The organism is Shewanella sp. SW1, from assembly GCF_025653545.1.
Lineage (GTDB): Bacteria > Pseudomonadota > Gammaproteobacteria > Enterobacterales > Shewanellaceae > Shewanella > Shewanella oncorhynchi.
Genome location: NZ_JAKKSG010000007.1, coordinates 110,529 through 132,340 on the forward strand (window position 1 = coordinate 110,529; position 21,812 = coordinate 132,340).

Annotated in this window: 19 protein-coding genes; 4 read left to right on the forward strand and 15 right to left on the reverse strand. The window is 45.6% G+C overall.

The window, feature by feature from the left end; translation table 11 throughout:
* The 12 genes from L5M71_RS08205 to L5M71_RS08260 all read right to left on the reverse strand — a co-directional run bounded on the left by L5M71_RS08205 (position 1) and on the right by L5M71_RS08260 (position 13,649).
* Positions 1–1,761: a GspE/PulE family protein gene (locus tag L5M71_RS08205; RefSeq protein WP_173247182.1), complete on the reverse strand. Its 1,761-nt coding sequence runs from the start codon at positions 1,759–1,761 to the stop codon at positions 1–3.
* Positions 1,758–3,059 carry a tetratricopeptide repeat protein gene (locus tag L5M71_RS08210; protein ID WP_263206887.1) on the reverse strand — a complete coding sequence of 434 codons (1,302 nt, stop codon included), beginning with the start codon at positions 3,057–3,059 and terminating at the stop codon, positions 1,758–1,760. Before L5M71_RS08210 ends, L5M71_RS08205 begins: the two co-directional genes overlap by 4 nt.
* Positions 3,056–3,964 carry an ExeA family protein gene (locus L5M71_RS08215; protein WP_263201899.1) on the reverse strand — a complete coding sequence of 303 codons (909 nt, stop codon included), beginning with the start codon at positions 3,962–3,964 and terminating at the stop codon, positions 3,056–3,058. The genes L5M71_RS08210 and L5M71_RS08215 overlap by 4 nt, the downstream gene beginning before the upstream one ends.
* Before the next feature lie 6 nt (positions 3,965–3,970).
* On the reverse strand, positions 3,971–5,653 hold the full coding sequence (mshL, locus tag L5M71_RS08220; protein ID WP_263206888.1) for a pilus (MSHA type) biogenesis protein MshL: 1,683 nt from the start codon (positions 5,651–5,653) through the stop codon (positions 3,971–3,973).
* Between the two features lie 14 nt (positions 5,654–5,667).
* Positions 5,668–5,988, reverse strand: coding sequence for an MSHA biogenesis protein MshK (locus L5M71_RS08225; RefSeq protein WP_263206890.1), 321 nt, complete (start codon positions 5,986–5,988; stop codon positions 5,668–5,670).
* Positions 5,975–6,625: an MSHA biogenesis protein MshJ gene (locus L5M71_RS08230; protein ID WP_131523452.1), complete on the reverse strand. Its 651-nt coding sequence runs from the start codon at positions 6,623–6,625 to the stop codon at positions 5,975–5,977. Before L5M71_RS08230 ends, L5M71_RS08225 begins: the two co-directional genes overlap by 14 nt.
* Positions 6,622–7,224, reverse strand: coding sequence for a fimbrial assembly protein (locus L5M71_RS08235; protein ID WP_263206892.1), 603 nt, complete (start codon positions 7,222–7,224; stop codon positions 6,622–6,624). The genes L5M71_RS08230 and L5M71_RS08235 overlap by 4 nt, the downstream gene beginning before the upstream one ends.
* A complete protein-coding gene (locus tag L5M71_RS08240) occupies positions 7,221–8,099 on the reverse strand; it encodes an MSHA biogenesis protein MshI (RefSeq protein WP_105251268.1) in 879 nt (292 codons plus the stop codon). Before L5M71_RS08240 ends, L5M71_RS08235 begins: the two co-directional genes overlap by 4 nt.
* 245 nt (positions 8,100–8,344) lie before the next feature.
* Positions 8,345–10,288 carry an RNase E specificity factor CsrD gene (gene csrD, locus L5M71_RS08245; RefSeq protein WP_263206894.1) on the reverse strand — a complete coding sequence of 648 codons (1,944 nt, stop codon included), beginning with the start codon at positions 10,286–10,288 and terminating at the stop codon, positions 8,345–8,347.
* A gap of 186 nt (positions 10,289–10,474) precedes the next feature.
* Positions 10,475–11,719 (reverse strand): malic enzyme-like NAD(P)-binding protein, encoded by a 1,245-nt coding sequence (locus L5M71_RS08250; RefSeq protein WP_113940091.1) that lies wholly within the window; start codon positions 11,717–11,719, stop codon positions 10,475–10,477.
* Positions 11,720–12,241: 522 nt separating this feature from the next.
* On the reverse strand, positions 12,242–12,454 hold the full coding sequence (gene rpmE / locus L5M71_RS08255; protein WP_063883331.1) for a 50S ribosomal protein L31: 213 nt from the start codon (positions 12,452–12,454) through the stop codon (positions 12,242–12,244).
* 181 nt (positions 12,455–12,635) lie between these two features.
* Entirely contained in the window at positions 12,636–13,649 is a 1,014-nt protein-coding gene (locus L5M71_RS08260; RefSeq protein ID WP_263206896.1) for a FimV/HubP family polar landmark protein, read from the reverse strand.
* Positions 13,650–13,751: 102 nt separating this feature from the next.
* On the opposite strand from L5M71_RS08260, the gene priA reads away from it, so the two are divergent.
* The 4 genes from priA (at position 13,752) to L5M71_RS08280 (ending at position 19,076) form a co-directional block, all read left to right on the forward strand.
* Positions 13,752–15,947 carry a primosomal protein N' gene (priA, locus tag L5M71_RS08265; RefSeq protein ID WP_105251264.1) on the forward strand — a complete coding sequence of 732 codons (2,196 nt, stop codon included), beginning with the start codon at positions 13,752–13,754 and terminating at the stop codon, positions 15,945–15,947.
* Between the two features lie 123 nt (positions 15,948–16,070).
* Positions 16,071–17,816: an arginine--tRNA ligase gene (gene argS / locus L5M71_RS08270; protein ID WP_105251263.1), complete on the forward strand. Its 1,746-nt coding sequence runs from the start codon at positions 16,071–16,073 to the stop codon at positions 17,814–17,816.
* A 3-nt stretch (positions 17,817–17,819) separates the two neighbouring features.
* Positions 17,820–18,536, forward strand: coding sequence for an SPOR domain-containing protein (locus L5M71_RS08275; RefSeq protein ID WP_168825699.1), 717 nt, complete (start codon positions 17,820–17,822; stop codon positions 18,534–18,536).
* A gap of 315 nt (positions 18,537–18,851) precedes the next feature.
* A complete protein-coding gene (locus L5M71_RS08280) occupies positions 18,852–19,076 on the forward strand; it encodes a hypothetical protein (protein ID WP_006083282.1) in 225 nt (74 codons plus the stop codon).
* Positions 19,077–19,257: 181 nt separating this feature from the next.
* Here L5M71_RS08280 and L5M71_RS08285 read toward each other — a convergent pair whose 3' ends face one another.
* From L5M71_RS08285 to L5M71_RS08295, 3 genes are read right to left on the reverse strand one after another with little or no spacing between them, the layout of a single operon-like run.
* Positions 19,258–20,196, reverse strand: coding sequence for an SPFH domain-containing protein (locus L5M71_RS08285; RefSeq protein ID WP_181800857.1), 939 nt, complete (start codon positions 20,194–20,196; stop codon positions 19,258–19,260).
* Positions 20,196–21,131, reverse strand: a complete 936-nt coding sequence (locus tag L5M71_RS08290) for an SPFH domain-containing protein (protein ID WP_105251260.1) — start codon at positions 21,129–21,131, stop codon at positions 20,196–20,198. The genes L5M71_RS08285 and L5M71_RS08290 overlap by 1 nt, the downstream gene beginning before the upstream one ends.
* Before the next feature lie 12 nt (positions 21,132–21,143).
* Entirely contained in the window at positions 21,144–21,614 is a 471-nt protein-coding gene (locus tag L5M71_RS08295; RefSeq protein ID WP_263192939.1) for an NfeD family protein, read from the reverse strand.
* Positions 21,615–21,812: the final 198 nt, after the last annotated feature.

Below are 21,812 nucleotides of genomic sequence, written 5' to 3' on the forward strand. Positions count from 1 at the left end.
TTACGCCTCAACGCCTTGTTGGCTGATAATATCCTTCGACAAAGGTATCTGAGATTCACTCACGTCTTCCACCAACTTAGCAACCTCTTCAATCGTCGTCATGCCTTCGCTCAGATATTGCAAAGCAGACTCTGCGAGTGGGGTGAAGTTAGGGCTCTGCAACGCGGCTCTGGCAAAATCCTGCGGATTACCAGTACGCATCGCATCGATCATCTTTTCGTCTAGCTCGAGGATTTCAAAAATACCGATCCGCCCACGATAACCACTGCCATTACAACTCTGGCAACCCGTGCCAATTCTAAAGTTTGCATGGGTAAAATCTTTGCGACTCACACTACTCAGCCAGGCTTTTTCCTGCGGTGTCGGTTGATACTCTACCCCACAGTTATGGCAGACTCGGCGCACTAAACGCTGGGCAATAATCACCCTTAAGGCACTAGCAACTAAATAACTCGCAGCGCCCATATCGAGTAAACGCAGCGCACTGGTGACCGCATCGTTGGTATGCAAGGTCGATAGCACAAAGTGACCCGTTAATGCGCCCCTAAGGCCAATCTCCACGGTTTCTTGGTCACGCATTTCCCCCACCATGATGATATCGGGGTCTTGACGTAAGGTGGTGCGTAATACATTTGAAAAGTTTAAGCCAATCTTATGGTTAACTTGTACTTGGTTGATCCGCGGCAATTGATACTCGACCGGATCTTCGACCGTGATGATCTTACGGTCGGCGGTATTGAGCTCGCTCAAAATACCGTACAAGGTGGTCGTTTTGCCGCTACCCGTTGGACCTGTGACCAGTAGCATGCCGTGGGGACGTTTAATCTGTTTACGAATACGCGCCAAAATAGCAGGCGGCATACCGGTTTCGTTTAAGGTCAATAAACCCGCCGATTGATCGAGCAAACGCATCACCACAGATTCTCCGTGGTAAATCGGCATAGTCGACATACGCACATCGATATGATGACCTTTGATTTCCATATGGAAACGACCATCCTGCGGCAAACGTTTCTCGGAAATATCGAGACCTGCCATCAACTTAAGTCTCAATACTAAAGCGGCAGCAATATTAACTTCATTCAGAATCGTTTCATGTAGCTGACCATCGATACGCTGGCGAATACGTAAGGCTTTATCACCGGGTTCGATATGAATATCCGAGGCGCGCATTTGCACCGCATCTTCAAAAATCGACTGCAACAACTTAACCACTGTGGTTTCATTGTCACTGTCACCCGAAGTCAGACTGGCTAAATCGAACATCTCATCGGCGGCGTATTCTTCTTCGAGCTTACCGGCGATCTGGGCAATTTGGTCTGTACGGCGATATAAGTTATCAAACGCTTGCAGCAGTTGCTGCTCGGGCGCTACCGCTAACTTCAAACGCTTAGGTGCGATAAGCATTTCGAGGTGATCGAGCGCCTGCAAATCCGCGGGGTCGCTCATTGCAACCAATACGCTATCGCCCCTGTCTTCAACCGCTAAAGCGCGGAAACGTCGTGCTTGCACCTCAGGAATAAGATGCACCACTTCCGCAGGGATTGGCATTTTACTGATATCCAGCAAAGGCACATTCAATTGTTGCGACAAGAACTGCAGTAACTGATGTTCGGTAATCGATTGCAAATCAATCAGAGTACGGCCCAGTTTTTTGCCCGTATTGCGCTGCTCAGCCAACGCCTGTTGCAACTGCGCTTCAGTAATAATGGTTTCCTGAACTAACAGATCGCCCAAACGCATTTTTAATCTGGGTTTCATTGGCTATCTCCTAGCTGAGTCAAACGTTGTTCAATAAAGGCACTCGCCTGCGCCGATAAGCCTCTATGGCCTAATGCAGTCCGATAGGCTTGGCGTGCTTGGGGAAATTGCTGCTGCGAATCGAGCGCATAGGCCAGCCCCATCCACCATTTAGCCTGTTGAGGTTCTTGTTGTAATAATTGTCTATAGGCTTGTTCTGACAACGAAAACTGCCCTAACTTTTGCGCCAAATCCGATTGTGCCATCCACTTTTGTCTCGCCAGCGGATGCGTGTCAGGTATGTTAGCTAACGTCACTAATGCGAGATCAGCCTGGCCAGAGGCTTGCTGAACCCGAGCAAGCAATAAGGCAAAGTCTAACTGCTGTGGGAATAACAGCATGCCTTGCTGTAACACTTCACTGGCTTTGGCTAATTGACCTTGCCCATAATGCAGCGCAGCTAACTGCTTGCGCGCTTCATGCATACTGGGATCAAAGCCTAATGTTTGCTCATAATAACTAATGGCATCTTTGAGTTTGCCATCCCTTTCAGCCTCATTCGCTAATGTGAACCGCTTCTGCGCCAGCTGCTTTGGGGTCAACTTCACCTCAGTAATCGCCATTTGCCCTTGCTCTTGGGGCATGAGTCGATTAGCGCCAGCATCTGCTTTAACTTCTTGTACTTTAAGCTCATTGCTCGCGTTAAGTTCATTATCGGCGGCAACACTGGCACGTTCTGACATCATTAATGCAGAGGGTGCGGCAGCAGTGACCTCGGCGCTTCGCACGCTCGATGTGGCACGATTTGACTGTGAATGGCTTGGCTCGACTAGGTCATCTGCGAGTGCTGAGCTGTCATCTTGTTGCCGTTGTGACTCTTGTTCAACCTCGTTTTCTGATTCAAATTCTTGCGGCTGATTAAGTACAACGTCGTCGACACTGGGTTCAAGCTCTTCACTCTTAGTCGTAAACTCCTGCATAGTCGCAACGTTAAGCGGTTCTTCGACGACGTCGACGCTTGCTGAAGGCTGCCTCGAAGTAATCTTGTCTACCTGCACAGGCTCGATTTGAGTCTGAGTAGATTCATTTTGCCCATTTGTTTGAGCCGAAATAGTCGCTTCAGCAGGCTTTGCCATGAAAAGTTGCCAGCCATAAACCGCGCCGCCACCGAATAGCAATGACACACCACAGAGCAGCAGCCCGTTAAACGGAGCCCGCCTGCGAGCTAAATATTGCACCTGCGGTTGAGCCACGTTGCTGAGCTCATGCCCCTGCTGACGCTTGTCGAGATCCTGCAGCATCTTGTTGATCACGCTCATACAACACCCCTGAAAAAGTGTTGTAATCCCAAACCGAAAGCCACTGTCATCAAAGTGAAAAAAGGCAACCATTTCCACGATAATAATCGGCGAACACTTGCATCTTCGGTGTCTTGAATTGCGGCTTTAACGTGGGAGGTTTGCACACGAGTAGCGCCTTCGCCGAAACTCAATAACAAGGCTTTATGGGCAAGAATATTGATCAATCTGGGGATCCCTCGGGACGCATAGGCTATCTGACGTGTTTCCCGTAATGTAAAGAGTGGTTCGCCCGCACGCCCTGCTATGGCTAATCGGTGGCGAAGATAAGCGTCGGTTTCATCCCATGTTAGTGGGCGAAGGTTGTAGCTAAAAGTAATACGCTGTCTTAATTGCCTAAATTCTTGGCGTTTAAGCCTGTCATCGAGCTCGGGTTGCCCAAATAACACTACCTGTAATAATTTGCGTGTCTCGGTTTCCAGATTAGTGAATAACCGCAGCGCCTCAAGACTGTCGTCCGGCAATGCCTGCGCTTCATCGAGTACCAATACGATGGCGTGCCCGTGGGCGCTCAAGGCTAAAAGCTGCTGTTGAATAAGTCCAGTGAGTTGCTGCTGGTCGATATTGCTGGTGTATTTAAGGCCCAACTCACTCGCTACCGCCCAGCGTAATTCAGTAGGAGTGAGATAAGGATTAGGCAAATATGCGCAATGAAACTGACTCGGCAATTCGTTAATGAGCTTGCGGCAAATCAACGTTTTACCTGTCCCCACTTCCCCTGTCACCTTGATAAAGCCCTCGCCCGTTTGCAGCGCGGTTTGCAAGACTTGCAAGGCTTCCACGTGTGGCGACAGGCCGAAAAAAAATCCGGTATTGGGTGTCAGTGAAAATGGAGGTTGGCTTAGGCCAAAATGCTTCTGATACATAGAAGCTTACTTTGTCTCCGGATACCAACGATCTAATAAGGTCTTAGAACGTTGCAGCTCCGTTTTCCAAGTGTCGGCACCGACTATCGTAGGTTTTAACAGAATAATAAGCTCGGTTTTCTTCTTCTGCTTACTACGGTTTTTAAACAATTCACCTAGGAAAGGAATATCACCCAACAAAGGTACTTGCGATACCACTTCGATGTTTTCACTCTTCATCAAACCACCAATCACCACCACATCACCGGAAGCCGCGCGGATGACAGTATCAGACTCACGAATTTCACTCTGAGCTAAGGGTAATTCCAGCAATTCATTACTCACTTTGATATTTTTTCTCTGCTCCTTTACATCGATAACAGATGGATGCACATGCAGTAACACATTGCCGTCACTATCAATTTGCGGCGTAACGTCTAAGGCTATGCCCGAGAAAAACGGCGTAAGCTCGACTTGCGGAGTGGTCACAGGTGTTGTTCCCGCAACTGTGGTCGAAGAAACGTCGGTGACAAAGTACTCATCGGAACCCACTTTAATTACGGCTTTTTGGTTATTCGATGCAGTGACCCTTGGGCTAGACAGTACATCCACATCACCTTGGGTATCTAATAGGTTGATCATGGTCGTAAAGTCAGAACCTTTAATGCTCAACGAAGTAACGCCACCCATAGCCGAGGTGATTTTATCACTTAAACCTGGGCCCGCTGATGTACCAAAATTCACATTAGTATTGCCAACATGTCCCAGCACATTATCCCATTGGATACCTTGCTGATAACCATCGGATAATGTGACTTCAAGGATCTTCGCTTCTAAAATCACTTGGCGTTGCAAATGACTTTCTGCGGAATTTAAGAAAGTACGCACTTGGCGTAATTCACTAGGAAAAGCACGAATGGTCACTAAACCCGCCTGCGGAGTAACAACAACCTGACGACCGCCACCCGTTTCGCCGATTATCGAGGATAATGTCTCTTTTAACTCTCCCCAAAAATCTGTCTTAGTACGCGAACGGATAAAAGTACCGTTGCTACTATCGCTACCGCCATTACTGCTCGAGTTATTGCCATTACTGCTGTTCGAGTTATTGTTATTATTCGAGCCGCTATTGTTTGAATTGTTATTGTTCGAATTACTATTGGAATTATTGCTATCCGAAATCCGTCCTGAACTCACTGACGTCACAGATAAGCCATCGCGTTCCATATAGAGATAATTCAGCGGAAACGTCTCGGTACGCATCCCAGCAGGAAACACTCTTAGGATGCGCCCTTCGCGACTGACTTCGTAGCCGTAGATATCTTCAACCACTTGAATTGCTTCAGTTAACGTCACACCTTTAAGGGATAATGAAATCGTACCTTGCACGTCAGGATGTACGGCAACACTCAGCGGTGTACCTTGAACTAAGCTTGGAAAAAATACTTTAGCATCAACATCGTGGGCTGATACATCGAAACGACGCTCAGTTTCCAACGTGGGGGTCAAACCTGATAGTAATGCGCCTGAATTCAATTCGCGCTGAACCGCGTCCGGCATAGTCGCAGGCGGTGGCGTAGTTGATGCCGTTGCCGTCGCCATTGAGGTCGCTAATTCTGCCTTACTCGCCTCCGGCTGTGGCCTATTTGTGGTCTGACACGCCACAAGGCAAAGTGAGAGCAGAGGTGTAAAGTATTTAATCGCTTTCATCTGAGGTGTATTCCCTATCTCTCTGTTATTGCTTGAAACAATGTCAATTTCCGTCCATCGGACAGCGATACATAAGTGGGGGTAATTTTAACGATACTCAGCCCCTGAACGCTGTCACCAACTGACAATATCTTGTTATTTATCACAGCATAAGCCGTGTTTCCTGAGCTTACTATGCTGTTAAGTACAAGCGCCTGATCCTGCGTTTGACTCGCATGACCCTGCACAGCAAAGCCTTTACCGGGCAAAGTCGGATCGCGCAGCGATTCAGCAGACACCATAGTGCTACTAACCAATAACAACATACTGATAATATAAGACTTATTTAGAAACACTGATAAAGTCCTTATTAATACTCAAGGTATAAAGTTCAATCTCAACTGTCGCTTTTGGATATTCCGCAACTTTATAGTCGAGACGCTTCCAATAAAGTTTATCTGGCATGGCCTCAACGGCTTCCACAAAGCGCAACACAGAAAAATAATCACCCTCTAGACTCAAACGAATACCATGACTATATAGATTGAGTTTTTTCTCTTCACCCACAGGTAATAAAGGGATGGGCGCTATCGACATAAACTTAATTAATTTAATCCCTTGCACTTGTCCTAGTAAATTACCCAGCAACTGCGGCATATAGTCTGCCGGCACCATATCCACCATCTGCTCATCGAGCTGGGCATCTAGGGCTTGATTCTGTTGCTGCAACAGCACTAAACGCTGTTGGTAATCTTGATTGGGATCTAACGCTAAACGTTGCTGATACAAGTCAATCTGCTGAGCCGAAATCGCGTTTTCCTGCTCTAAAGCTTTTAGCTGTTGTGAAACAGCCACATGGGTTTTCCACAGGGACTCTAAGGGTAAATAACTCAGCATGCCGACCACGGCCAGAATGGCGACTGAGATCAACACTCGCTCACGGCGACTTAGCGCATCAAACTGTTGTCCTAATTGGGCTAACTTTTGCTTCATTGCGCGGCTTCCTCCTTGTTATCGCTTTTCAAGGTAAAGGCCAAAGGTTTATCTTCACCGCGATCCATGCTCATCGACGAGAAAGCTTGCCCCTTTAAAGTCTGCGTAGTTTTGAGTTTGCCAATCCACTGCGGAATGCTTTGAGGATGGTCGGCAAAACCTTCGAACATAAAATCTTGCTCATTAATGACGATATGACTAAGCCAAACACTCGCATCCGACACGACGGCTAAATCTTTAAGAACTGGCGCAAAACCACGGCTAGTTAAAGAAGTCCTAAGACTCAATTCTCCCATGAGTAATTGCTTCAGCTCTAACTGTTGTGCCGCTAAATCGACTCGCGCAACAAGATCGGCATCGGGTTTACGCGCAGCAATTTGTGCTTCTAATGCCTGTTTTTGGGTATCGAATTGCTGCTTTTGTTGGGCAGCGAATTGCTGGGCCTGTTGTAACTCACTGACTTGCCAGTAGCTATAACCACCTAAAACCGCAAATAAGCTCACAAAAACCAAGGCGTAAACACTTAAACGCGCAAAGGTTAATCTTTGCTTCGGGGGCAATAATGAAGGAGTGTAAAGATTGACTCGGTATTTAATCACTCAGTACCTCGATAAAATTCAGCAAAGGCTAATCCCGCCATTCGCGCGCCAACACAGCTTTTATCAATGACATTCACAGCTTGATTGAAGTTTGCCGAGACTAACTTAGCTAAAGTATCCACGGCACCATCGGCGAGGAGTTCGATAGAAGATACCGGAGCCTGTCTCAATTGACTTTCAAAATAATCCATAGAACGCTGAATTTCTAAGCTTAAATTGTCTGCCATGCCATAACTTAACTCATCCGCTTGAGTCTTATCCAATTGAGTAAATCCGCGCACGCGACGCTGCATATACAGCTGACCTTGCTTAACCACAGTCAGTAGCAATTCTTGACCGGGATTATGGCTTACCACCAGACGCGCTTGGTTGTCATCATTAAATAGGTTAGTCACGGCTAACTCTTCGATACTAATACCGAAAAGCTGTAAATCTTGTTCATGAATGGCCTGCACCATACTCACTAACTTAGCTTTATCCACCACCACAACATTGATTTTATTACTCGGAATGGGTGACTCAAAGTAATCCAAATGGATTTGCGGTACAGGTAGCGTGACCATGTCTTTAATTGACCACAACAAGGCTTGGGATAATTCGACAGTATCGACATTCGGTTTATCGGTCAGCAGTAATTGATAAAGGCCTGAAGCCAAAATCAGCTGTAACTGTGCATTGGGAAAGGATTTAGCCACAGCAGCAAACGCCAATGACCAGTGCTCATCTTTCAGCTCAAAGGGTAACCACTGCTCAGCATTTTCTTTTTGGGCAGGTGCGTAAACCCATAATTTATCGGCGCAGACATAGACACCAAGGCTAGTCGGTTCTGTTCTCTTCTGCCAAAAGGCTAATCGACCTATAAGACTTTTTTCCATAAAGATGCCTATAACCAACTGAATTTAAAAGCTTGAGCAGTCTCTTTCGCACAAACTTCCTGTCACTCCACTCTCCAGTGCTCCTTGACCTATGACCTGCTCGATACAGAATAAAAACCGCAAACGTCATATTTTTGGCACTGGCTAGTTTAGCCGCAAACGCTCGTATTTTATAGATAAATACGTGAATAATAGGATCTATTTGTCTCTAAGACGACATTAATCACCCAAACACTGAACTTCCCCTACTTAGCCTCTATGGGTTCACTGAAATACATTCCTTGCGCTGCGCCAACACCGAGGATTTGCAGTGTCTGCCACTCTTCAAAGACTTCTACCCCTTCGGCGCAGACTTGTACTTCCGTTCGATATAAACCGCCAATCAAACTGCGGATAAATAATTGGTTTTCTGGCCGTAAATGAATATGACGCACGATGGATCTGTGTAACTTAATTAAATCAAAATGGCATTCGCGAATGTAATAAGTACCGACAACCTGCTGACCCACATGATCGACACATAATCTCGCGCCCATTTTACGGATCATATCTAATTTAGGCTGCAACTTTTCTTGATGTTGAATAACGATATCTTCAGACACTTCGAAAATCAGTCGCGTGGTTAGATGGCGATATTCTAATAGCGTCGTTTTTAGCCATTGAGTGAAGGCTCGGCTCATTAGCGAATCCAAACTCAGATTAATACTGTATATCTGCGGCGCTGATTTCTTAACTGTTTGAGCATTCGATATGCCGTCTGCTAATTCATTCGACAATAATAACAATACCCGCTCAATAATTTGCCGTTCGACCTGTGGCATTAAGCCACATTTATTCGCCATAGGAATAAACAGTGTGGCACGGATTAACGCCCCCTGATTATCCCGAGCCCGCGTAAATATCTCTTTATGGTGCTCATTACCATCTGAATCAATTATCGGCTGGCTAAAGGGGAAAAATCGCCTTTGCACTAACGCGTTTTCTAAAAAGCTTCGCCAACGCACTGAGCCTTTGGCAAACTCTTCATCAATCGCGCCTTTGTCGTACATAAACCAATTACTATTACCCTGTAATTGTGCCGCCCTCAAAGCCATATCGGCTTCTTCAATTAACTGAGCCGCATTATCGCCTGCGGTAAAATAAGCGCATCCGAGGTGGAAAAAGTTATCGCTATTCTCAACATCAGGCAAAGGCTGGCTTAGACATATCTTGAGTAATTTGCTGGCAAATTGATCCGCTTCAATTAAGGAGATTTGCGGCACGACTATGGCAAATTGATTATGGGAGCGACGGGCAAAAATACTATTAGCTTGAGTTTGCAGCAATTGACTTATCGCATTAACAGTCGAGTTTAATAGCTCTTTCGTCACTGCTTCACCTTGGGATTGCTGCAATAAATCCAGATCATCCATTTCTAATAAATAGATCACCCCGTGGGCAAGCATAGCCTGATTATGACTAAGGGCGTCGAGACGATTATTCAAAAAGAGTCGGTTACCAATGCGCGTTTCTGCATCGAGAAAGGTATTAGAACGGATGAATTTGTCGAAACGCCCCCGCTCCTTTTGTGCGTCCTGTAACTCTTCTAACAACTTAGTCAAAGCACGGTTAATCAGCCTTGGTTTACCATTTCCGGGGGTAGCGAGAGCTTGCTCATGCTTACCTTGCAGAATCAATCGACTACGTAAGGCTAATTCTTCAATGCCATCGAGCTGCTGTGAAAACCATAAATAACCAAAACGCACTAAGGCAGCCACGGCTAAGATACCGACCAACAAAATCAGAATTTCATACCAACTGAAAGTGTAATGCTCGAAGGGCTGAGTCAAGGTTAACTGCATACGCAAGCCTGATGTCGGCTCTAGCACATGGTCATACACCATCGCATTTTGCGTAGAAAGGTTGCCTTCATAGGCAAATAACACTTCATCTTTCAAGGTCAACCGAAAATTAACGGCATTGTAAGCAAGCAGCATGGGAGGTAGCCAAGCTTCTAGCTCCCAATCAGGTTGGTGTTGGAACTGATCGACTAACATAGTTTCGAGTTCAGCTACTTTTTGCTGCTGAAATTTATAGGTCAGCTGCACGAAACTCATCATAGCGCTCAGCAAAAATACGAAGGCGATAGCGGCTAATGACATTAACCAAAAGCTGGTTAATTTTGTAGTTAACATTCGGGTGAATTTCATCTATCCGCTATCCTGCAGGATTATTATAATTATTTGTGCGATTTTAACAGGAGTTCAACAAAAGTTGTCCGTTGATTATTCAGTAGCATAACCTAAAAGGCAACTAAGACGCTGTGACTTTAATGTCCACTTAAAAACAAAAAAGAGGCTAATTAGCCTCTTTTTAATGTTTTTACCACTTTTAGCCTAGTCGGCGTATTTAGGTAAAGTGGTGATCGCAGCCACACCAGAGTCGATAGCCGCTTGTGCAACAGCACGGGCAACATTTGGCAATAAACGTGGGTCCATAGGTTTTGGCAGCACGTATTCTGGGCCAAAACTCAGCGACGTCACATTAGGGTAAGCCTTCAGTACACTCGCAGGCACTGACTCTTTTGCCAGTGATGCAATTGCATGAACTGCCGCAATTTTCATCTCATCATTAATGCAAGACGCACGCACATCCAATGCACCACGGAAAATAAACGGGAAACACAATACGTTATTCACTTGGTTTGGATAGTCGCTACGACCCGTACCCATGATCAAATCACTACGTGTTGCATGAGCAAGTGCAGGTTTGATTTCAGGATCTGGGTTAGAACACGCAAAAATCACTGGCTTATCAGCCATCAGCGCGACTTCTTCTGCACCAATGACGTCAGGACCTGATAGACCTAAAAATACGTCTGCGCCTTTAATAACATCAAGAAGCGTGCGTTTCTCGGTATCATTCGCAAAGAGTGCTTTATATTCATTAAGATCTGTACGGCCAGAATGAATAACACCTTTAGTGTCTAGCATGTAAATGTTGGCGCGATTCGCACCGCATTTTACCAGCATAGTCATACAAGCGATGGCAGCAGCACCCGCGCCCATACACACAAAAGTCGCGTCGCTTATCAACTTGCCTTGAATTTCCAGCGCATTGATCATACCCGCCGCAGTCACGATTGCGGTGCCGTGTTGATCATCATGGAATACAGGCACTTTACAACGAGCAATCAATTCACGTTCGATAACAAAGCATTCGGGCGCTTTAATATCTTCAAGATTGATACCACCAAAAGTGTCAGCAATCGCAGCAACAGTATTGATAAATTCCTCAGGCGTATTATGCGTAATCTCAATATCTGTCGAATCGATATTCGCAAAATGCTTGAACAATAATGCTTTACCTTCCATTACAGGTTTAGAAGCCAAAGGGCCCAAATTCCCTAAACCTAAGATAGCCGTACCATTGGTAATCACGGCAACCGTATTACCTTTATTGGTATAACGATACGCATTGTCAGGATCTGCAGCGATTTCGCGTACTGGCTCAGCCACACCAGGGCTATAAGCTAGGGCGAGATCGTGACTCGTTTCGGCGGGTTTGGTAAGGCAAACTGCGGTTTTGCCTGGTATGGGAAATTCATGATAATCGAGTGCTTGTTGACGAATATCTGACATTTTAAAATCCTGAAATGCGACATTTATAATTGATGAGAGTAAGACCTACCAACACACATCTAGTCTCACCAAAGGGTGATGTCAATAGTCTGGCTGGTCGGGGTAAGATACGCCAATAAGGGGAATTTATAAATAAGAGATTCATAAATTTCACTTTAGCCACCAAATAGACCCTCTAAGCTTAGTTTTATAAACTTATCTCCTATAATAAAGCTGCATTTCTTAATATGTTTTGTAGGAAACAAACATATATTTTGTAGTTACTGCGCTAGTTGTAGCGACTTAATCTCAAAAATGTTGGTTAAATTACAATATATGGCGACTAGCATATTTATCTTATAGTTAATTGCTATAAATAAGTCGAATTATACACTTGAACTCTCAATACAGAATAAGTTGACGATTTATTGAGTGAAGTCGTACCAGCTAGATATGTAGAATAAGCGGAATAAAGAAAATCGACGAATAACAAAAAGCAAAAAGGCGCCATAGGCGCCTTTTCTAGAAAAATTGCAATCGCAATTATTTCTTTGCAAGCACTGCGAAGCGCTTGTTGAATTTGTCGATACGACCGCCGGTATCAACAACTTTTTGTGTACCAGTGTAGAATGGGTGACAAGCACCACATACGTCTAAATGCAGATCTTTACCAGCAGTAGAGTTTACTTTGATAACGTTACCACAAGTACAGTTTGCAGTGATGATAGCGTATGTTGGGTGGATACCTGGTTTCATTGGGGTTACCTCAAAAGTGTAAGGCCATGTCGCTCTTCCAACCCGTAGTCGGACACCACATGCATGTTAATAACAATATGTTTAGGGCGCAGAATGGTACAGCATACCTACAAGGGATACAAGTAGATTATCTGAGCGTTTGCCGGTTAATCCGTGTCTATTTTGACTTTAGTTAAGCGGCTTATTTTCCCGCTTCTTTAGCCTCAAATACCGCCCGCGCCTCTTTAGCATCAGAATGCTGATCCAAAATCATTTTCGAAGGACAAGATAGCACCGCATTGCTCTTGAGTGCATTGATTCTATTCTTCGAGAAAGCCACAGGATTTGCCTCATAAATCGCCAACATAGCGCCATATACACTCACATCCCAATCCTTGGCATATCGATTAGCGATACGCCACAACGTCTCGCCAGCAAGATACGTTAACTGGCAATGTTCGGGCGTCTGTGAGGCCGTTTCAGCAATATTCTGTTTTTGCTCATTATTTGCCGTTTTCACTATTTCGGGAACCACAGTTTCAGTTGCAGCGTTTTCAACAGCCCCTTTTTCAACAGCAATCGTCTCAGAGGTTTTAGCGAAGGCGCTTATCTCAGTAGCCGACGTATTTTGTTTATTCGCGGCTTCAGGAAATTTAAAGCCAGTCACCACTTCTACCGTTGGTACTTTGGATTGGGTATTTGCAGCAGTAGCAACAGTCACTGCGGGCGTTACCTCTTCAAGTGGCTTTGATTCTACCACCACTTTTACAGGCTTAATGCCCACTTTATCCGCACTTTTTGGGGCGCCCGCTGTGGTGGTATTTTTAGTGTCCGAAACCGCTTTTGTCGTTAACGCGGCAGAGGCCGGTTTAGCCGCACCGAATAAATTGATACTTTTGACGTCATACCATCGGTCAAGGCGATACTCTCTCACTAAGAGTTTAGCGCTGCTATCCTTCACATCTTCAACGCCAGTGAGTAAAACTAAAAAGCGATTAATCTCCTCAACCATTAACCTTTCTTCGCCGCTAGCTTGCTGCACGACAAACTCTAAGCGCGACATATCTTGATTGTCTGCGATCACATTCACCCTGAGTTTAGGGTAAGCGCCTAATTCAAACATCCGGCTATTAATGCTCACATGGGAGACTTGTGCCATGCTAGGTGCGCTGCACACCAAAGCAAGTAGACCTAATGATTTCACTATATTAGCCATTTATTTACTCTCAACTATCCTTGGTAAACCATCATTAGGGCTAGCCCTAGCCAGCCGCGCTGAGTACACTAAACCACATTCTTGTCTAAGACTTGCCTGCATATGTCATTGTTTGTCGAAGTTGCGTTACCTGTGCCTATGCGGCAAACCTTTAGCTACCGCGTACCCGAATCCTATCCTAGTACACCGCAAATAGGTGTGCGCGTTAAAGTTCCCTTCGGTCGTCAACAATTGATCGGGTTAGTCACAGGTATCACTGAGTCTTGCAGCTTAGCCCCAAAGCAAATTAAGTCTGTGCTCGAGTTTATCGACGATAAACCTTTACTGCCTGAATCACTTTATAAATTAACTCTTTGGGCCGCGAGATACTATTTTTGCAGCCAAGGGCAGATGCTAACCCAAGCCTTACCAGTGGCCCTTCGCAAAGGGCTCGATGCCGCGCCACAAAAAATCCAATTCTGGCAATTAACTGAAATAGGCCAAAATATTGCGCCCGAAGTGGTTAAACGCGCACCCGCACAGAAAAAACTACTCGAGTTACTCAAAACCGCCAGCTTAACCCAAGAAGAGGTTATCAGCTTAGACATCAGTAAAGCGGCGCTTAAAGCCCTAGAAGATAAAGGCTGGGTGGCACGCCATGAAAAAATTGCCGAGCTTAACCTCGACTGGCGCACCACACTCGAAATGGACGAAACGCCACATAAACTCAATAAAGAACAAGCCGTCGCCGTTGCCACTTTAAATCTGCAACAAGGATATCACTGTACTTTATTAGAAGGCATTACCGGTTCGGGTAAAACGGAAGTCTATCTTGCTGTACTCGAAGAAATCCTCAAGCAAGGCAAACAAGCGTTAATTTTAGTGCCTGAAATCGGCTTAACACCCCAGACAATCAATCGCTTTAAGCGCCGTTTCAAAGTCAATGTTGCCATTTTGCATTCAGGGTTAACCGACAATCAGAGACTCGAAGCATGGCGCCAAGCCCGCTGTGGTCAGGCTGCAATCATTATCGGCACCCGCTCAGCCTTGTTCACACCTATGGCGTATCCCGGCATCATCATACTCGATGAAGAACACGACAGTAGCTTCAAGCAACAGGAAGGTGTTGGTTATCATGCCCGCGACTTGGCAGTTATGCGTGGCCATTTAGAAGCGATTCCGGTGATTTTGGGCACAGCGACGCCCTCACTCGAAAGTCTACAAAATGCCTTAAGCGGCCGTTACCATCATTTACAACTGGGTGAACGCGCAGGTGCGGCTAAAAAAGTGCGCCAAGGCATTATCGATATTAAAAATATGCCGCTGAAAGCCGGTATGTCAGTGCCGTTACTGAACGAAATCCGCCTGCATTTAGACGCAGGCAACCAAGTCTTGTTGTTTCTCAATCGCCGCGGCTTCGCACCAGCCCTGCTTTGCCACGAGTGTGGGCACTTACACGAATGCGACCGCTGCGACGCGTTTTTCACTGTACATCAATCCCTTGGCGAAATTTGCTGTCACCATTGTGGCAATCAATACGCCATCCCCAAGCAGTGTCACAAATGTGGCAGCACTATGTTGATGGGCCAAGGCATAGGCACAGAACAGCTCGCAGAAGCGCTGCAACAGGAGTTTCCGAAACATCCAGTAGTGCGCATCGACCGTGATACGACCCGCCTAAAAGGCTCATTAGAAACCCACTTAAATGCGATTCATAAGGGGGAATATAAAATCCTCGTCGGCACGCAAATGCTGGCTAAAGGCCATCACTTCCCTGATGTGACGCTTGTTGGGTTACTCGATGTCGATGGCGCCTTATTTAGTGCCGACTTCCGCGCACCTGAGCGTTTTGGGCAACTCTATACCCAAGTTGCAGGTCGTGCAGGGCGCGCCAGTAAACCCGGCACAGTATTATTGCAAACTCACCAGAGCGACAATCCCATTTTGCGGGATTTGCTGCACCGCGGTTATGGCGAGTTTGCTCGCAGCCAGCTCAAAGAACGTCAACAGGCACTGCTGCCGCCAGCATGGCACATGGTGTTGGTGCGCGCCGAAGCGCATTTAGCCAGTGATGCCGATAACTTTCTCAACGCCTTTGCAGCGCTTTTGCCACAAGATAAAGAATTTGAGGTGATTGGTCCTATGCCAGCGCCCTTAGATAAAAAAGCTGGCAAGTTCCGCCGCCAACTCTTATTCCAAGCTAAAAACCGCAATCGCTTGCAACAAGAGTTTGAACGTATTCATCCGCTTGTAGAACAACTTATCGAAGCTAAACGCTGCCGATGGAGCTTAGACAGAGATCCGCAGGATCTCCTCTGAGTCGAGTATTTCACAATCATTTGATAAAAAATCATCGGGAAGATAGCAATTGTTAACCACAAACGGCTAAAATATGCGGTTATTCCCTGTATTCACTCTTAAAGTTAGTGCCGATTAGAACCCATGAAATCACATATCCAATCATTACTTGAACAAACTCTAGAATCCTTTAAACAACAAGGTATTGTGCCTGCTGACTTTGAAGCACGCATTCAGGTAGATCGAACCAAGGATAAGAGTCATGGCGACTTGGCAACCAACTTAGCCATGATGCTAACCAAAGTCGCAGGCAAGAATCCACGCGAATTAGCCCAACTGATCATAGATACCTTACCGGCTTCGGCTTTTGTGGCTAAGGTTGAAATTGCAGGACCAGGCTTTATCAACTTTTTCATCAACGACAGCGCCTTAGCAGATCAACTGCAAAATGCCGTCAACGATGAGCATTTAGGCATTAAGTTACCGACACCACAAACCGTTGTTGTCGATTACTCTTCACCCAACCTCGCCAAAGAAATGCATGTAGGCCATCTGCGTTCAACCATCATTGGTGACAGTGTTGTGCGTGCATTGGAGTTTTTAGGCCACAAAGTTATCCGTCAAAACCATGTGGGCGACTGGGGCACACAATTTGGTATGTTGCTGGCCTATATGGAAGAGCTGCGTGCCAAAAATGGTGAAGAAGCTCAACTTGAACTGTCTGATTTAGAAAACTTTTATCGTGCCGCTAAACTGCGTTTCGACGAATCAGCAGAATTCGCCACCCGCGCTCGTCAGTTAGTGGTTGAACTGCAATCTGGCGACGAGTATTGCAACAAACTGTGGCGCGAATTTAACGACATTTCGTTAAGCCACTGCCATGAAGTCTACGCCCGTTTAGGTGTGAGCCTGACCCGCGCCGATGTACACGGTGAAAGTGCTTATAACGCCGATCTCGAGCAAGTGGTTAAAGATTTAGATGCCCAAGGTTTATTAACCGAAAGTAACGGCGCTAAAGTCGTATTCCAAGAAGCCTTCCGCAACAAAGAAGGTGAGCCATTGCCTGTTATCATCCAAAAGGCCGATGGCGGCTATTTGTATGCCACCTCAGATCTTGCGGCAATGCGCTACCGCTCGAACGTGTTAAAGGCCGATCGTGTCCTGTATTTTGTTGACCTACGTCAGGCACTGCATTTCCAACAAGTCTTTAGCCTAGCGAAACTGGCTAAGTTTGTCCGTGAAGATATGTCATTAGAACACTTAGGTTTTGGCACTATGAACGGCGAAGATGGCCGTCCATTCAAAACCCGTAGCGGCGGTGTCGTTAAGTTAGTTGACCTGTTAGAAGAAGCCAATGTGCGCGCGCTAGAACTCGTTCGTAGCAAAAATCCTGATATGGATGAAGCCACGCTGACTGAAATCGCCCGTGTCGTTGGGATCAGCGCCGTTAAATATGCTGATTTGTCGAAAAACCGTACCAGCGATTACATTTTCAGCTTTGAACAAATGCTCAGCTTCGAAGGCAATACCGCACCTTACCTGCTGTACGCTTACACCCGTGTTGCGGGCATATTCAAGCGAGTAACCGATCTGGATCTCAGCCAAGCGAAAATCGTGCTTGAGCATGAAAAAGAGAAAGATCTTGGTAATAAGTTGGCGCAGTTCGGTGAGATCCTCAATCGTGTTGTCGATAAAGGTCAGCCGCACGTACTGTGTGCTTATTTATATGAATTAGCGGGTGCTTTCTCTAGCTTCTACGAAGCTTGTCCAGTACTTGCCGCCGATAATGATGCGCAAAAGAACAGCCGTTTATTACTTGCGCAACTGACGGCTCGTACGTTACAAAAAGGCCTAAATCTACTCGGTATTGAAACCTTAGAGCGGATGTAAGCCATGAGTAATCGCGATTATGCCAATAGAAGGCCGCAGTCGGGCGCTAAACCGCGCCCAATCCGCGCGACTCGCCCAACTCGAGCAAAGCCTTCACAATCTAAATCGGCGCCGCGTAAGAAGCTGCCGCTGACCTTGATAGGCTTTGTCATACTCGCTGTGGGTTGTTTCGTCTATTTCCTGTCAAGCATTAAAGATAATGCTAAGCAAGAAGTGAAGCCGATACCCGCTCCAGCCAAGAAAACGGAAGTACAAGTTAAGCCTCAAGAGACAGCAGTGCTTACTCCTAAGGTCAAAGAACCTGAACGCCAAGCGGTCGTTATCCCAGTAGAGACAACTGAAACTGCTGAGCTTATTGTTCCGCCAAAGAAGGATCCTAATGCTCTGCCACCACAACCAAAGGAAGAATGGACCTATCTCAACGAGCTTGAAAATAAGCATGTTGAGGTCGATATTCCCGATATTGTTGCGAGCAGAACACCGATGCAATATCAGTTGCAGTGTGCTTCTTTCCGCCAAGAATCACAGGCGAACGAGATGAAAGCTGTCATCGCTTTCCAAGGTTTAGAGGCGCAAGTGAGACAAGTCGAAGGTACAACCGGCGTATGGTACAAGGTTGCTTTAGGCCCCTTCGAGCGTAAACGTGATGCAGAGCGTAAACGTCATACACTGCAAAAAGCGGGAATTAATGGTTGCCAGATTCTGGCGATTCCTAAATAAGGCTTTAGCCTACTCCTGATAGACTATTAAGAATAAATAGCGGCCAGCGTTTTATCGCTCGTCGCTATTTTTTTGTCCGTATAACATGGCTCACTCATTGACTCTGCCCGCCCATAAAAAGTCAGTTTTAAACAACAACTCATTTCAAATTTGCTGATCTACTAAATTTATAACCCATTATTTGTAAACAACAAAATTCTTTATTAAGAAAGATTAATATGCAGTTTAATTGACCTAGATCAAACTTAGGCGTATCTCTTAATTAACAGCAAAACCGCTGTATCTGTGTCAAATCCAACCTCAGGGTGAAGTATTATGAATGCATTAATCGAGATAGAAGCCACCGAATTCAGCCAATTGTTCAAGAGTGGCGACATGCTGGGAATTAGGATGTTTATGGAACATGTGCGCATGCCACTGGATGTTCAAGACAAGATTTATGACGAAATTTCTGCGCTTCAGCAATTAGAACAAAACCAAATTGCCAAGCTCATTGAAACCCACGCCCATTCCCAAATTCATGAACGCCTAGCTTATTAGCCTTCCATTCAATGAAAAATTTAACTATGCCCAACTGCAGCTTCTGGCGGTTCATTCAACAGAAGCTGTCTAACCCACCCACTCTCCATCACACAGAATCAAATTTCAGCCAAAAAATAAGGCCAAACACCTGAGTATTTGACCTTAATGAACTAGCTAGTTTCAGATTTTAACCACAGCCTTAGCTCGGTTTTTCTTCCGTTAAGCCTATGCTATTCATCCAGTAATCGAAATCCACCATATTACCCGGCAATACGACTCGACTATTCTTCTGGCTTAAGCCATCGAGCTGTTTAAAGTATTGCTCACCGAGTTGCATCCGCAGGGCATTGTGACCACCCGGTGCGGCAATAACAGAGGCGAGACGTTCAATCGATTCTGCCGTCGCACGGGAAATGGTTAAAATTTCCTCAGCCTTACCTTCGGCTTCGTTAATCCGGCGCTGCATCTCACCTTCAGAACGGTTTACCGTTTCAGCTTTAACCCCTTCAGAACGGTTAATTTTACTCTGTTTGTCACCTTCACTCTTAGCCAATAATGCACGGCGCTCACGCTCGGCATTTACTTGCATTTCCATGGCATTTTTAACGGTTTCAGGTGGTGTAATATTTTTAATTTCATAACGATGCACGCGTATTCCCCACATGGCACCCGCTTGATCTAAGACTTGCACTACCTTGGCTGAAATCACATCACGCTCTTCAAACGTACGATCAAGATCAAGTGTCCCGATGACAGAGCGCGTCGTCGTTTGCGCCAACTGAATTGCTGCATAACGATAATCAGTAATACCATAGCTGGCCTTCACTGGGTCAGTCACAGAGATATAAATCACCCCATCCACTTCAACGTTTACTTCGTCGCTCGAGAAACATTCCTGCGGTGGTACGTCAATGGTTTCTTCTTTCAAATCATGAATAAAAGCCACTTTATCCACAAAGGGGATCAAGGTATGGAACCCTGCATCTAACGTACTGTGATACTTACCTAAACGCTCAACAATAAAAGCCGATTTAGTGGGTACTAGGCGGATCGATTGAAATAGTTTAATCACAAAAATGGCAAATATCAGGCCCCAAATCGCCATCACAATCAAATCTGTATCTACTGGAATATTCATTATCGCGCTCCTTTGCCAAGATTATTCTGGCCACTCATAGTCTGAGTGACTTGCTCCATGCCTTCGAAGAAACCTTCAAGTTTTGCCATTTCAGCGGGAACAACAGAGACTTGTGCATCATTGAGGATCTTGCCAACTTGAGCAATAAACTGTTCTTTTAATAGCATATTCATCGCATCTGTACCGCCATTGACGGCTAATGCTTGCGAGATCATTGCCATACCTTCGGATTTTGCTTTGGCTATGATAGCGATCTCCTGACCTGTACCTTTAGCTTCATTAATCCGTTTCTGTTTTTGACCTTCTGACAGGTTAATGGCCTCTTGGCGCTCACCTTCAGACATATTGATCATCGCGGCTTTTTCGGCATTCGCTAAGGTAATTTCGGCACGTTTACGACGCTCAGCTTCCATCTGCTTCTCAAGAGTGTGGATCACATGGCGTGAAGGCGTGATATTACGAATTTCATAGCGCAATACCTTGATTCCCCATGGCTCGGAAGCCTTATCTATTTCCCGCACGATTGATTCATTTAAGCTATCACGCTCAGAGAAAGTCTCACTCAAACTCAGCTTACCGATTTCAGATCGCATAGTGGTCTGGGCTAAATTCACCGCTGCTTTACGGTAGTTTTCAATACCATAACTCGCCAATTTGCCATCCATCACTTTTAGGTAGACCAAGCCGTCCACTTCAAGTTGAGTGTTATCTTTGGAGATACAACTCTGTGGCGGCACATCTAATACTTGCTCACGGGTATCGTGACGGTAGGAGACGCGATCGAAAAAAGGGATCAAAAAATGAAATCCAGGGCTTAATACTGCGCGGAATTTGCCAAGACGCTCAATGACATGCACTTCACGCATCGGCACAATTAACATCAACTTATAAAGAATAAAAAAGATAAATAAAATGACTAAGGTAAATACAAACATAGATTCCATCCTTTAGTTTTTGGAAGCTTCTATTGAAATAGGCTCAACGACTAGAGCGATATTTTCACGACAAATAATTCTGACTTCGGTACCCGCCTCGATAATGCTGCCATTGCCAAGCGCTGGCCATTCACTACCTTGAAACTCCACCCGCCCAGGTGTTTGCCCAGGACCTATGGTCTGCTTTACGCGAACAATTTGATTGTATAGTTCGATTGCTTCATCCGTGTTATCAACATGGGAATCACCACCAACGAGCCTCTGAGTGACTTGTCTGAAAGCCAATAACAACACAATGGCAGAGATAAACCACAGGGTCATGCTCTGCACGACACCTTCGACCAGTCCTATGCCTAACGCACCTGCCACGACTAAACAAGCCGCACCCAGCAACACTATTATGCCACCTGGCACCACTATTTCGGCGAGCATTAACACTAAACCAATCACTGCCCACACTAAAATCGGATTTGAAAACTCCATATTTCCCCCTGAAATGAGAGTGTCCTTTACTGCACTATAACAGCAGAGTTTCGGATAATCGACATAATATGTCAAAATTTACCCTATCAAAACGCACACTCAATCACCTATGACTTAATCCTCATTCTCCCATATCCGCCCACGAAAGCCGTTAGGTTGTTTTAAAATTAAGTATAATCAATTCAAAAAGATAGCCCC